Origin of the sequence: Ferrimonas pelagia (genome assembly GCF_039543565.1) — a bacterium.
GTDB lineage: Bacteria > Pseudomonadota > Gammaproteobacteria > Enterobacterales > Shewanellaceae > Ferrimonas > Ferrimonas pelagia.
On record NZ_BAABJZ010000059.1, the window covers coordinates 1 to 13423 of the forward strand.

Here is a 13423-nt window from a genome sequence, read left to right on the forward strand (position 1 = left end):
CACACAGATTGTCTGACAAATTGTTAAAGAGCGCTTAAGTCATGCTGACTTAAGGTTCGCTTCGTTGCCGAAGCAGGAGGCGTATATTACGCTGTTCTCCGTGGTTGTAAAGGCCGTTTGGAAACTTCCCTTTCAACCGTTGTCTTTTTGACCAGAACCGCTGCTAACCCGTTGTTTCCAACGTTTGCTTAGAAGCCTTGTCCCGTCGACAGGAAGCGAATTATAGGTGCTGCTGACAGCTTTGCAACTCAAAATCGCCCAATCCGCACCGTTCGCACACAAAGCCACCAATCTGATGCTTTATCCCCCTCATTCGGGGTGGCCGGTAGATATTAGACGAAAAAATCGACGCTCGTCGCGTCGATTTATACGTAAAAGATATATGAATAGACAGGAAGCTAACTATTTCACCAACTGATAGACGGTTTTGGTCTTGCAGGCAACCGCTTGAACACTATGGTAGCAACGCTCAACGACCTGTATGGCCTCTATCTCACCCGCTTCGCCCCCCGCCGCGGTCGGGCTCTCTTGCAGCAATTGGTTGATGTCCCGCTCAGTGTCCATCGCCAACTCAGCCTTTAACGCTTCACGGCTGGTCGCTTGAGCAACCACCACTCTGGCTGGAGCTTGCTCCGACTGCTTGACCAACTGATAGTACTGAGTACCACCATAATGATTTGCTGCTGCAGGCAGTGCCATCGCTACCGCCAAGATTAACCATTTAGCACGTAACATATCTCAGGTCCCTCGTTGTGATGACCATATAGAGATCTCTTAGCAGTAAATGGGGCTGCCCGCCACTGCCCCATAAAGGCAAAAGCGCGACCCTGCGGCCGCGCTTCTCACTTTATTGCTTGAACTTCAATTGCTCACCTTCAACACTCACCCGAATGGTTTTCGATGGTAATAACTGACCCGACAGGATCTGCTGAGCAAGCGGATTTTCGAGCTTCTGCTGTATCGCGCGCTTCAGGGGGCGTGCACCAAAGACGGGATCAAAACCTGCCGACGCCAACAAAGCCCAGACCGATTCATCGATCTGCAATTGATAATCTCTATCCGCCAGGCGCCGCTCCAGCTTGGTCATCTGGATCTTGGCGATCTGGGCGATCTGCGTTTGCTCCAGTGGGTGGAAGACAACGGACTCGTCGATGCGATTCAAAAACTCTGGCCGAAAGGCTTGCGTCAACACGCCATGCACCAACTGTTTGAGATCGTCGTAACCCAATTCACCAAAGTGCTGTTGGGTCTGATCCGACCCCAAGTTCGAGGTCATGATGATCACGGTATTGCGAAAATCGACCGTACGCCCCTGACCGTCGGTCAGGCGACCATCATCAAGAACCTGCAATAGAATGTTAAAGACATCCGGATGTGCCTTCTCCACCTCGTCAAGCAGGATCACCGAATAGGGCTTACGCCGCACGGCTTCCGTCAGGTAACCGCCCTCTTCATAGCCGACATAGCCAGGAGGTGCTCCCACCAACCGGGCCACCGAATGTTTCTCCATGAACTCAGACATGTCGATCCGCACCATGGCATCTTCGGTATCGAACATAAAATGGGCCAAGGCCTTGGACAACTCGGTTTTCCCCACCCCAGTTGGACCAAGGAACATGAAGGAGCCGATCGGCCGATCCGGATCGCCTAACCCCGCACGGCTTCGACGGATCGCATTGGCCACGGCCTCAACGGCTTCGCCTTGGCCCACCACCCGCTGATGCAGGTGATCTTCCATTTGCAATAGCTTCTCGCGTTCCCCTTCCAGCATTTTCGCCACTGGGATCCCGGTGGCCTTCGCCAACACATCGGCGATCTCAACATCCGTTACCTTGTTTTTCAGCAGGTGCATCTCCTGCATCTCGGCCTGCGCGGCCAGATCCAACTGTTTCTCCAGCTCCGGGATCCGGCCATATTGCAGCTCCGACATTCGGCTTAAGTCACTGGCACGTCGAGCCACTTCCAGCTCTTGCCGCGCTTGCTCCAGATCGGCTTTGATATGCTGAGTTCCAGCCAAGGCCGCTTTCTCACTGCGCCAGATCTCCTCCAACTCAGCAAACTCACGCTCCAGCTCAACCAACTGTGCACGCAAGGTGTCCAGTCGTTTCCGGCTGGCTTCATCTTCCTCTTTCTGCAGGGCTTGCTCTTCCAGTTTTAACTGAATGATGCGGCGCTCCAGCGAATCAAGCGGCTCAGGTTTCGAGTCGATCTCCAGCCGAATACTGGATGCCGCTTCGTCGATCAGATCGATCGCCTTGTCTGGCAGCTTGCGATCTGAAACGTAACGGTGCGATAGCGTGGCAGCGGCCACGATCGCCGGATCGGTGATCTCCACGCTGTGGTGCAATTCATACCGTTCTTTCAAGCCCCGCAGGATCGCAATGGTGTCTTCGACATTGGGTTCGTCGACCACCACCTTCTGGAACCGACGCTCCAATGCCGCATCTTTCTCTACGTATTGGCGATATTCATCCAAGGTCGTGGCCCCAACGCAATGCAGCTCACCTCGAGCCAGCGCAGGCTTGAGCATATTGCCCGCATCCATCGCACCTTCGGCCTTGCCAGCACCCACCATGGTATGCAGTTCATCGATAAACAGGATCACCCGTCCCTCTTCGTGGGCCAGTTCATTCAGTACCGCTTTGAGCCGTTCCTCAAACTCACCCCGGTACTTGGCGCCGGCCAACAGCGCGCCCATGTCCAGCGAGAGTACGCGCTTATCTTTCAGCCCCTCTGGCACCTCACCGTTCACGATCCGTTGTGCCAGCCCCTCAACGATGGCGGTTTTACCCACGCCCGGCTCACCGATCAGCACCGGATTATTCTTACTGCGGCGCTGGAGCACTTGGATTGCCCGGCGGATCTCTTGATCCCGCCCGATCACCGGATCGAGCTTCCCTTCTTCGGCACGGGCGTTTAGATCTAAGGTGTACTTATCGAGCGCCTGACGCTGATCCTCCGCCCCGGCGCTGTCCACCTTAGCGCCGCCACGAACCGCTTCGATCGCCTTATTCAGTTTGGCTGGGTCAGCCCCCAGCTGCATCAAGGTATTACCCAGCTCGCTTTGGCTTTCCAACGCCGCCAACACAAACAACTCGCTAGAGATGAATTGCTCCTGACGCTTTTGCGCCATGCGATCACACTGGTTCAACACTTTGATCAGATCACGTGAAAGTTGAACGTCGCCGTCACCGCCCGTGACCTTAGGTAATCGGTCCACTTTTTGGCTGAGCTCACTCCTCAGGGCATCGGCGCTGACGCCGGCAGCCTGCAGTAACGGTCGTACGCTGCTGCCTTGCTGAGCCAGTAAGGCCAACATGACGTGGCTGGGTTCGATATATTGATGATCACGGCCCAGCGCCAACGACTGAGCATCAGAAATTGCCAGTTGAAACTTGTTGGTCATTCGATCGAGTCGCATCGGTCTCCCCCTTACAAAACGACATCTCTGCAATTGAATTTGGGGCCGACGCGGTCGATTTTCAAGCTTGGCGACGCAGTCCGATCAAGGAAGCTTGTCGACCGGTGCGGCCTTGTCGCCGGTAGGAGTAGAAGCGAGAGGGATCGCTGGCCGTGCAGTAGTGATCGCCATAAAGGGCGCTCACCCCAGCACGCTGCAGCCGAAGCCTGGCCAATTGATAGATATCGGCTAAGTAACGATCTCCTTGTGGCAAAAAGGCATCCTCGGCAGCGCGATCCTCAGCGACAAAGGCCGCACGAACCTCAGCGCCCACCTCAAAGCAGTTCGGCCCGATCGCCGGACCCAACCAAGCGAGGATCTGACTGGCCGGTGCCTGGAATCGAGCCAGGCAGGCTTCGATCACCCCAGCGTGTAACCCACGCCAACCGGCGTGCACCGCCGCAACCTGGGTTCCAGCCCGATCACACAACAGCACCGGCAGGCAGTCGGCCGTCATCACCGCACAATATTGGTTGGCTTGATCGGTGAAACTCGCGTCGGCCTGCGGCAGCGGCAAAGTGGTTGGCAAAGACACCACGTCGGTACCGTGCACCTGATCCAGCCATTGGATCGTCGCGCCATCGGGCAGCGCGGTTGATAGCCGAGCCCGATTGGCCTCGACGATCTCGGGCCGATCGCCGACGTGCTGTCCCAGATTCAGGCCAGCATAGGGCGCTGACGACGCTCCCCCGAAGCGGGTCGTAGAGAGGGCCAGCACCGTTGCCGGGGCTGGCCAATCAGGGGTTAACCACATCAGTAGTCGAAGCCGTGCTCTTGCGTGTCGGTGCGCAACAACTCGGTCAACTTGACCATATCGTCAGGAATGGGCGCCTGCCAGGTCATCAGTTCACCCGTCATTGGGTGCTCCAAACGCAGCATGGCAGCATGCAGTGCCTGACGGCCAAAACCGCGAATAGCGTTGCGCAGATCTTCGCTCGCGCCCTTCAGAGGGCGAGGGCGTCCACTGTAGAATGGATCACCGATCAGCGGGTGGCCCAAGTGCGCCATATGAACCCGGATCTGGTGGGTGCGCCCGGTTTCCAAGCGCAGACGCAGCCGGGTATGGGCCCGGAACTTTTCAGCCACGCGGTAATGGGTCACGGCTGGTTTACCGATCTCAGTCACCGCCATATGAGTGCGACGCTGCGGATGGCGACCGATCGGCTCATCCACGAGGCCACCCGCCGTCATCATGCCGTGGGCAATCGCTTCGTACTCCCGTGTGATATCGCGCGCTTGCAGCCGCGACACCAAATGAGTCTGAGCCGGTACCGTCTTGGCAACCACCATCAGACCGGTCGTGTCTTTGTCCAGGCGGTGAACAATACCGGCACGGGGCACATTGACGATCTCGGGGCAGTGATGCAGCAAAGCATTCAAGACGGTACCGTCCATGTTGCCGGCGCCAGGGTGCACCACCAGATCGGCGGTTTTATTGATCACCAGGATATCTTCATCCTCATACACAATATTGAGGGGGATATCCTGCGGCCGTGAGGTCACCTCATCTTCCAGCTCGGCGACAATGCGGATCTGCTCTCCACCCACCACTTTTTCTCGTGGTTTGGAGGCAATTCTGCCATCCAGGGTCACATTTTCAGCCAGGATCCACTCTTTTATCCGGCTACGGGAATAATCGGGGAAACATTCCGCCAGCGCCTGGTCTAACCGTTGCCCCAGTTGGGTTTCGGAGATATTTCCATTTAATTCAATCTGTTGGGTCATAGTCTCTGGCTTAGGCCGGAAAGGCTCGAATTCAAAATCAGTTCTGTTAGAATCGCTCAAATTGCATTTTATCGCTTTTTGCCGTGTTCTCGCACGGCTAAGTTTAGGGATCACGTACACGCATGCGTAAAATCACAGGTTCGATCCTGCTGGCTCTCAGCAGTATTTTCTTCCTATCCGCCTGTTCCAGCTCCGGCGACGATGACCAATATCAGCTGAATACCCGCTCCCCGGAAGCGCTCTACAACGATGCGCGTTCAGCCATGGAAATGGGCAACTTCAGCAAAGCTGCCGACATTTTGGAAGCGCTCGACAGCCGCTATCCCTTCGGTGCCCACAAGACCCAGGTTCAACTGGATCTGATCTTCGCTTATTACAAGCTGGAAGACAGCGCCAGTGGACTGGCAAACATCGATCGCTTTATCCGCCTGAACCCAACCCACGGCGATATCGATTATGTTTACTACATGCGGGGCTTGGTCAACATGCAGGCGGACAGCTACCTGTTCCACACCATGATAGGGCTGGACCGTAGCGATCGCGATCCCTCTAATGCCATCGCCGCATTCCGGGATTTCGAAACCTTGATCCGCACCTACCCCGACAGCCGTTACGCCGCAGACGCGCAAAAACGGATGCGCATGCTGAAAAATCGCATGGCGGAGTTCTCCCTGAGAGTAGCCGAATACTACATCACCATGGAGGCATGGGTTGCTGCCGCCAACCGTGCCCAGCTCGTTCTGGAAACCTACCCAGACACCCCATCGACGGAATTGGCACTGGAGATCATGATCCAAAGCTACCGCGAGCTGGGGCAAGAGACCATGACGGACCATGCGCTGCAGGTGCTCAAAGCCACCTACCCGGAAAACCGCCTGGCCCGTAACAACTAAGCCCGATGGCAACAAAAAAGCGCCCAGCGGGCGCTTTTTTGTACCGCTCAATCGCAACTTAAGCCGGGATAACCTTGGCGATGTACGGCAGTTGACGGTAACGCTCAGCGTAATCCAGGCCGTAACCCACAACAAACTCATCCGGGATCTGCATGCCGATGTAATCCACAGGGACATCCGCCACACGACGGGATGGCTTATCCAGGAAGGTAACGATCTTCAAGCTCTCAGGGTGGCGGGTCATCAGCATGTCGCGCACCTTGGACAGGGTACGACCGGTATCGATGATGTCTTCCACCAGCATCACGTGACGGCCATGGATGTTGTTGGCCAGATCCATCACGATCTTCACTTCACCGGACGACTCGGTGCCACCGCCGTATGAAGAAGCCGTCATAAAGTCCATGCGCACATCAAAATCCAAGCGGCGTGCCAGATCAGACATAAACACCACTGAGCCTTTCAGCAATCCCACCAACAGCAGGTTGTCCACATCCGCATAGTCCTTGTTGATCTGCGCAGCCAATGCGTCCAGTTTGGCGTTGATCTCCTCCTGGGAGATCATCTCTTCCAGGGTGTGCTTCATCAGTTCACTCATTTGCTTATCAGCCTTGGGTGTTATCAGTCTTCGAGGTTTGGCCATAACCCCAGCGGGTCATGAGCCGATGTTCAATATTCAGGTGATCTAAGATCCGAGCCACCATAAAGTCCACCAGATCATCAATGCTCTGAGGCTTATGGTAGAAACCCGGCGCTGCCGGCATGATGGTGGCACCCAGTTGGCTCAGCTTCAGCATGTGCTCAAGATGGATGGCATTAAACGGTGTCTCTCGCGGTACCAAAATTAATTGGCCCCGCTCTTTGAGCACCACATCCGCGGCCCGCTCAATCAAGGTGTTGCTCATGCCGGTTGCCACCGACGCTAGGGTACTGGTGGAGCAGGGACAGATCACCATCTGTCGCGGCGCCCCGGAGCCAGACGCCACCGGGGAAAACCACTGCTCTTTGCCATACACCTTGAGCTGATCCGGCTGGGCATTAAACCGCTGCGCCAAGATCTGGGCACACGCCTCTGGCGCCGCAGGCAGTTTCATCGCCTGCTCCTCGGCCAACACGACCCGCGCGGCTGAGGAGATCATCAGATGCACCTGAAGGCCGGATTGTAGCAGACACGCCAGAAGACGCAGACCATAGGGCGCTCCGGAGGCGCCGGTAAGCGCCAAAGTGATGGCTTGCTCACGCTTTGTCATGGTTTTTCTCCAGTGCCGTAAGCAATTTCTGATGGATACCACCGAACCCGCCATTACTCATCACCACGATGGTGTCGTTCGGCTTTGCTTGCGCGATCACCGCCGTCACGAGCTGTTCCACGTTTAAACGCAGGCTCACCGGCACCGGCGCTGACGCCATCGCGGCATCCATATCCCAATCCAAGCCATCGGGCTTGAGCACGAAGGCCGCATCAGCATCGGCCAAGGATCGCGCTAACGTGTGTTGATGCACCCCTTGCTTCATGGTGTTGGAGCGTGGCTCTAATACCGCCAGCAGCCGGCCGCTGCCGCCCCGCGCCTTCAGTCCCGCCAGCGTCGTCGCAATGGCAGTAGGATGGTGAGCAAAATCATCATAAACTCGCACACCGGCAACCTCACCGCGCAGCTCAAGACGGCGTTTCGGCCCGGCAAAACGCGCCAAACTGGCGATCCCGTCATGCGGGCGCACCCCCACATGGCGCGCCGCCGCTAATGCCGCTAAGGCATTGCTGATGTTGTGATCGCCGATCAGATCCCAACGCACCGTGCCCTGCCGCTCACCACCGAGCCAGACCTCAAAGGCACTGCCGTCTGCGGCCAACTTCTTAACCTGCCAGCCGCTGTCGTCGTCGAGCGCAACCAACTCGCTCCAACAGCCCATCGCCAACGTCTGCTCGATCGCCGCATGGTGGGCCGGAGCGATGATCTGACCGCCCGCGGGCACAGTCCGGATCAGATGATGGAACTGACGCTGAATGTCGGCCAAAGAGTCAAAGATATCCGCATGATCAAACTCAAGATTGTTGATCACCAAGGTGCGCGGGCGGTAATGGACAAACTTGGAACGCTTGTCGAAGAAGGCGCTGTCGTACTCATCGGCTTCGACCACAAAGAACGGCGTATCCCCGGCACGGGCCGACACCCCAAACTCACGGGGCACCCCACCGATCAAAAAGCCCGGCGCGAGCTGATTGTCTTCCAGCACCCAAGCCAGCATCGATGCCGTCGTCGTTTTGCCATGAGTGCCCGCCACCGCCAGCACCCACTTCTCTTTCAGCAGATGATCCGCCAGAAACTGAGGACCAGAGGTGTAAGGCAGACCACGCTCCAACACCGCTTCAACGCACGGATTACCCCGGCTCATGGCATTGCCGATCACCACCAGATCGGGCGCTTCATCCAATTGGCTGGGATCATACCCTTGGATCAACTCGATCCCCTGCTCGGCCAACTGCGTGCTCATCGGCGGGTAAACATTGGCGTCCGAGCCGGTGATCCGGTGGCCCTCACTGCGTGCCAGCAACGCCAGCCCTCCCATAAAGGTACCGCAGATCCCTAGGATATGAATGTGCATAGAATGTCCGTGTCGGCCAAAAAGGAGCATTGTAACGGATCCAACCTAGCGGCTGAATCCTTGAAGCCATGTCCACCCAGACACAAAGCCGTTTAGACGTCTATATTGACGGAAGGCCAGATATCCCGTACATTGCGCTACAATTCGCCTCAGGGAGTCAGATGAGGATCAGAAACAGGCAGCGGATTGCCGGTAAAACATCAACGAGAACGAGAAAATGAGTCAGACTCAGGCCTGTACCGCCGCCCAACCGACCTCATCCGCGCTGGCCCTGTTGCCACTGCTGATCTACCTGGCCCTCTTCGTGGGCGCTGGCGTCTACTTTCAAGCCATCGGCACCGACTACGCCTTCTATCAACTGTCGCCGGTGATCGCCATCCTGCCCGCCATCATCATTGCCCTAGCGATGAGCAAGCAGCGCTTAAACGACAGCATCGAAACCTTTATGCGTGGCATTGGCGACAGCAACATCATCGCCATGTGCTTGATCTACCTACTCGCCGGTGCCTTTGCCGCGGTCGCCAGCGCAACCGGTGGTGTTGATGCCACCGTCGCCCTTGGCCTGACCCTGATCCCAACCTCACTGCTCTTGCCTGGGATCTTCCTGATCAGCGCCTTTATCGCCACCTCCATGGGCACCTCCATGGGCACCATCGCCGCCGTAGCCCCGGTGGCATTGGGGATCGCCACGCAAGCCGGGATCGATCCCGCCTTGATGGCCGGTGTGGTGCTGTCCGGCGCGATCTTCGGCGACAACCTGTCCATCATCTCCGACACCACCATCGCCGCGACCCGCACCCAGGGCGCCGAGATGAAGGACAAGTTCCGTGAAAACATCCGCATTGCTGGCCCGGCCGCCATCCTTGCCATCCTGCTGTTCACCATCGCGGGCAGCGGCCAGGCCAACGTTGAAACCCAGACCATCGAGCTGGCCAAGGTAGCGCCTTATCTCACCATCCTAGTGTTGGCGGTGATCGGCCTGAATGTCTTCTTGGTGCTGTCCATCGGGATCCTCCTGGCTGGCCTGACCGCCCTATTTGGCGGTGACTATGGCGTCATGACCTTCGGCCAGGACATCTACCAAGGCTTTACCAACATGCAAGAGATCTTCCTGCTCTCCATGCTGGTCGGAGGCTTGGCAGCGCTGATGACCCAACAAGGCGGTCTGGCTTGGATGACCCAGAAGATCACCTCTGCACTGGGCAACAGCACACCGGCAAAGGCCGAGCTGGGCATGGGTGCTCTGGTGGCCGCCACCAACACCTGCGTCGCCAACAACACCGTCTCGATCATCGTCGCCGGCCCTGTGGCCAAAGATCTGGCGGACAACAACGGCGTCAAACCGCGCCGCGCCGCAGCGACCCTGGATATCTTCGCCTGCATCATTCAAGGCCTGATCCCATACGGGGCGCAAGCCCTGTTGCTGGCGTCCACCTTTGCCCTGTCACCGCTGACCGTCGTCGCGCACGGCTGGTACTGCATGATCCTGGCGGCACTGGCCATTGGCACCATCCTATGGCGCAATCAACGCGGCTAAGCCTGCGACCGAATTAAAATTCCATACGGCCACCCATTCGGTGGCCGTTTTTGTACAATGCGTCCATCATTCGCCAAGAGAATTAAGCCTTTCATGACATTGCGTGAACTCAAACTGGCCGGGATCGGCTACGGCCTCTACATGATGGCCTTCTTCATCGCCTTTGCTCCCTACGCCTTCGTCAGTGATGCCGCCGAAGCGGGACAGATGATGTCAGGCTTGGGTGGCTGGGCCTTCATCCTGGCATCACTGCTGATCCCCATCGGCTGGGGATTCAATGTCTGGGGTGGCCTGCGCGCGCTCAAAACCCTGATCGCCGGCCCCAATGGCCAAGCCTTTGCCGCCCTGCTGCTCAATCTGTTGCCCGCATTGCTGCTGCCTGCCTTGCTCTGGGCCAACCGCGCCATCATCTTTTAAGCCCTCGGGCCGCTGCAAGCCAAACCGCCGACTTAGCTCGGCGTTTTTTGTGCTGTGTGTGAGTTAACTGTTGGTCGAACTTTTCGTTTTATATCTCAGCCTATAGCATCGACCTCACCCACTAAGTCGCGTTGGCGACGGCAAGCCATCTTTGTGAAGGCATGGGGGGCGAGCCCCTCTGTACACCCCTACCGCTGCGTTTCGCTGTTCCCTCGCTTATGGCGTGCTCCAGCAGACACGCTGAAAGTCGCCCTTTTTCAACGACAAAAGCGGCCAGCCGCTTTCAAAAAGGCTCCGTCCAGCTCCCGGTCTGCCTCCACGCACCAACGCTCAGCGCTGCACTAGGCGGCCTAAATGCGGCGTAGACCTCGAACTGCGCGATAGGGCTTCAACAGTTACTTAAAACACAGCGTTTTTTTGTGCCAGATCACATCAGAAAAGTCACACAGCCCTTAAACTTGCATTAAAAGTAAACGTTTAATGGCCCGCTATGTCCACGCTCACCGTCAACTTTCTCTACGCCGTGGTTGGCCTGTTTGCCCTCCTTGCCCCCTACCTGCTGGTGGCGTTTCTCGCCTCCGGGATCTGGTGGATGTGGCCGATCGGCATCGCCTTGTTTATGACGATCCTGACCTTCCTGCCTCCTCCCGTTGCGCTGTTTTCCACTGGACTGGCGCTCGTCGGGATCACCCTGCTGCTGTTGCGCACCCTATGGCAACGCTATAAACGCGCCGCCCACTCCTAACCCACCTGGGCGATGCGCTTTTTCTCGCCATCCGTTATCATGCGGCTGTTTTCCCCTTTCGATTTCAGCAAAACAGGACGGTTAAATGGAAACGCTGCACGATCTACTTGCGTCGAGAAATGTCGAACCCGAACTCCATCAAATGCTGCTCACTCTGGCCGACTGCGCGACCGAGATCAGCGCTTTGGTCCGTGGCGGTGCCCTAGCCGGCGTCCTGGGCGCGACCGAAAGTGAAAACGTGCAGGGGGAAACCCAAAAGAAACTGGATGTGATCGCCAACGATCTGATCAAGCGCAAGCTGGCCGCTCAACCGCTGGTCAAAGCGCTGGCGTCGGAAGAGGAAGATCACGTGGTCGCCAGCCATGACTCCGGCCGCTTCCTGATCAGCTTCGATCCCCTCGATGGCTCCTCCAATATCGACATCAACTCTCTGGTCGGCACCATCTTCTCCGTACTTCCGGCCCAGCAAGGCGTAGTCAGCGAAGCCGCCTTTATGCAGCCAGGGGAAAATCAACTGGCCGCCTGCTACATGCTGTATGGCCCAGCCACCGTCATGGCATTGACCACCGGCCAGGGCACCTGGATGTTTACGCTGGATCCCACCAGCGATGAATTTGTCCTAGTCAATCCCGCCGTCAAGGTGCCGCAACAAACCGCCGAATTTGCCATCAACATGTCCAATCAGCGCTTCTGGCAACCGGCCATGCAAGGCTACATAGAAGAACTGCTGCAGGGCAAAGCCGGCACCCGCGGCAAAGATTTCAACATGCGCTGGATCGCCGCCATGGTGGGCGATGTCCATCGGGTGCTCAGCCGTGGTGGGATCTTTGCTTATCCCACCGACACCAAGGATCCCGCCAAGCCCTTCAAACTGCGCCTGATGTACGAAGCCAACCCGATGGCCTTCCTAGTGGAGCAGTCCGGCGGACTGGCGTCCACCGGCTATGAGCGGATCATGGCGATCCAGCCCGATCACATCCATCAGCGGGTTGCCGTGATCTTAGGCTCGCGCCGAGAAGTGGAACACTGCCTGCAACATCACGGCTAACAATGGACTTAGGGTTGCTATCAGGACGATAGCGACTTTATTACCCAAGCGGGGGCAAGCTATACTGGCCCCACGCTTCCCCTCCAACTCAGAACAAGGAATTTCTCTATGAGTTTGAATCACGTACCAGCGGGAAAATCGCTGCCAGACGATATCTATGTGATCATCGAGATCCCAGCGAATCACGACCCCATCAAGTACGAAGTGGATAAAGACAGCGGCGCACTGTTCGTCGACCGCCTGATGAAGTCCCCCATGTTTTACCCCGCAAACTACGGCTATGTGAATCACACCCTCTCCTTAGACGGCGATCCGGTCGACGTTCTGGTGCCGACCCCATTCCCACTGCAACCCGGCTCCGTGATCCGCTGTCGGCCGGTGGGCGTGCTGAAGATGACCGACGAGTCCGGTGAGGACGCAAAGATCTTCGCCGTTCCGCACACCAAACTCTCGCAGGAATACGACCATATTCAAGACGTAGATGATGTGCCGGAATTATTGAAGGCGCAGATCAAGCAGTTCTTTGAGCGCTACAAAGAGCTGGAATCCGGCAAGTGGGTTCAGGTTGATGGCTGGGATAACGCCGATGCAGCGCGCGCCGAGATCCTCTCCTCAGCCGAGCGCTATCAGCAACAAGGGTAAAGCGCCTTCAACGTAAGCGCAGCGCCGCCAGCTTATATTGGTAGCGCTGCTTCTCCTCACTTGGGGCCAATGCCGCCGCCTGGGTGAGGTGGCGCTCACTGAGCCATCGCTGACCATTCTGATAGTAAGCCCGCGAGATCCCAAAGTGGAACTCGTGCCGATAGTCCGCCAGCTTCAATGCCCGTTCGTAATGACGTACCGCCTCGGCATACTCGCCGCGGCGATAGGTAACCGTTCACCCGCGCGCTGTTGACAGCGAGATCAGCGATCGATTGATGATCGACAAATTTTGCTCAATTTAGGCTTGAACGATCTCGCAATACCGTCAATCTGATGGCATGAAAACAAACAA

At 57.1% G+C, this 13423-nt stretch carries 14 protein-coding genes; 6 read left to right on the forward strand and 8 right to left on the reverse strand.

What is annotated here, in order from left to right:
• Window positions 1–402 precede the first annotated feature (402 nt).
• From ABEA08_RS09880 to rluD, 4 genes are all read right to left on the reverse strand, one after another.
• Window positions 403–735: a hypothetical protein gene (locus ABEA08_RS09880; RefSeq protein ID WP_345335125.1), complete on the reverse strand. Its 333-nt coding sequence runs from the start codon at window positions 733–735 to the stop codon at window positions 403–405.
• 112 nt (window positions 736–847) lie between these two features.
• The gene (gene clpB, locus ABEA08_RS09885) at window positions 848–3421 is read right to left on the reverse strand and encodes an ATP-dependent chaperone ClpB (protein WP_345335127.1); all 2574 of its coding nucleotides are present in this window, start codon (window positions 3419–3421) and stop codon (window positions 848–850) included.
• Between the two features lie 61 nt (window positions 3422–3482).
• Window positions 3483–4214 (reverse strand): peptidoglycan editing factor PgeF, encoded by a 732-nt coding sequence (gene pgeF / locus ABEA08_RS09890; RefSeq protein WP_345335129.1) that lies wholly within the window; start codon window positions 4212–4214, stop codon window positions 3483–3485.
• Window positions 4214–5185, reverse strand: coding sequence for a 23S rRNA pseudouridine(1911/1915/1917) synthase RluD (rluD, locus tag ABEA08_RS09895; protein ID WP_345335130.1), 972 nt, complete (start codon window positions 5183–5185; stop codon window positions 4214–4216). The genes pgeF and rluD overlap by 1 nt, the downstream gene beginning before the upstream one ends.
• Before the next feature lie 122 nt (window positions 5186–5307).
• Here rluD and ABEA08_RS09900 point away from each other — a divergent pair, with 122 nt between their 5' ends.
• Window positions 5308–6078: an outer membrane protein assembly factor BamD gene (locus ABEA08_RS09900; protein WP_345335131.1), complete on the forward strand. Its 771-nt coding sequence runs from the start codon at window positions 5308–5310 to the stop codon at window positions 6076–6078.
• A 58-nt stretch (window positions 6079–6136) separates the two neighbouring features.
• On the opposite strand, the gene hpt is transcribed toward ABEA08_RS09900, so the two are convergent.
• From hpt to mpl, 3 genes are read right to left on the reverse strand one after another with little or no spacing between them, the layout of a single operon-like run.
• Window positions 6137–6664 carry a hypoxanthine phosphoribosyltransferase gene (gene hpt, locus ABEA08_RS09905; RefSeq protein WP_345335132.1) on the reverse strand — a complete coding sequence of 176 codons (528 nt, stop codon included), beginning with the start codon at window positions 6662–6664 and terminating at the stop codon, window positions 6137–6139.
• A gap of 19 nt (window positions 6665–6683) precedes the next feature.
• A complete protein-coding gene (locus ABEA08_RS09910; RefSeq protein ID WP_345335133.1) occupies window positions 6684–7328 on the reverse strand; it encodes a flavin prenyltransferase UbiX in 645 nt (214 codons plus the stop codon).
• Entirely contained in the window at window positions 7315–8682 is a 1368-nt protein-coding gene (mpl, locus tag ABEA08_RS09915; protein WP_345335134.1) for a UDP-N-acetylmuramate:L-alanyl-gamma-D-glutamyl-meso-diaminopimelate ligase, read from the reverse strand. Before mpl ends, ABEA08_RS09910 begins: the two co-directional genes overlap by 14 nt.
• A gap of 217 nt (window positions 8683–8899) precedes the next feature.
• Between mpl and ABEA08_RS09920 the strand changes: the two genes are divergently transcribed.
• The 5 genes from ABEA08_RS09920 to ppa all read left to right on the forward strand — a co-directional run bounded on the left by ABEA08_RS09920 (window position 8900) and on the right by ppa (window position 13071).
• Window positions 8900–10219, forward strand: a complete 1320-nt coding sequence (locus tag ABEA08_RS09920; RefSeq protein ID WP_345335135.1) for a Na+/H+ antiporter NhaC family protein — start codon at window positions 8900–8902, stop codon at window positions 10217–10219.
• Between the two features lie 93 nt (window positions 10220–10312).
• Window positions 10313–10636, forward strand: coding sequence for a hypothetical protein (locus ABEA08_RS09925; protein ID WP_345335136.1), 324 nt, complete (start codon window positions 10313–10315; stop codon window positions 10634–10636).
• Window positions 10637–11126: 490 nt separating this feature from the next.
• The gene (locus ABEA08_RS09930) at window positions 11127–11381 is read left to right on the forward strand and encodes a hypothetical protein (protein WP_345335137.1); all 255 of its coding nucleotides are present in this window, start codon (window positions 11127–11129) and stop codon (window positions 11379–11381) included.
• Window positions 11382–11466: 85 nt separating this feature from the next.
• Window positions 11467–12429: a class 1 fructose-bisphosphatase gene (locus ABEA08_RS09935; protein ID WP_345335138.1), complete on the forward strand. Its 963-nt coding sequence runs from the start codon at window positions 11467–11469 to the stop codon at window positions 12427–12429.
• A gap of 108 nt (window positions 12430–12537) precedes the next feature.
• The gene (gene ppa, locus ABEA08_RS09940) at window positions 12538–13071 is read left to right on the forward strand and encodes an inorganic diphosphatase (protein ID WP_345335139.1); all 534 of its coding nucleotides are present in this window, start codon (window positions 12538–12540) and stop codon (window positions 13069–13071) included.
• A 7-nt stretch (window positions 13072–13078) separates the two neighbouring features.
• Here ppa and ABEA08_RS09945 read toward each other — a convergent pair whose 3' ends face one another.
• Window positions 13079–13249 carry a hypothetical protein gene (locus ABEA08_RS09945; protein ID WP_345335140.1) on the reverse strand — a complete coding sequence of 57 codons (171 nt, stop codon included), beginning with the start codon at window positions 13247–13249 and terminating at the stop codon, window positions 13079–13081.
• Window positions 13250–13423 lie beyond the last annotated feature (174 nt).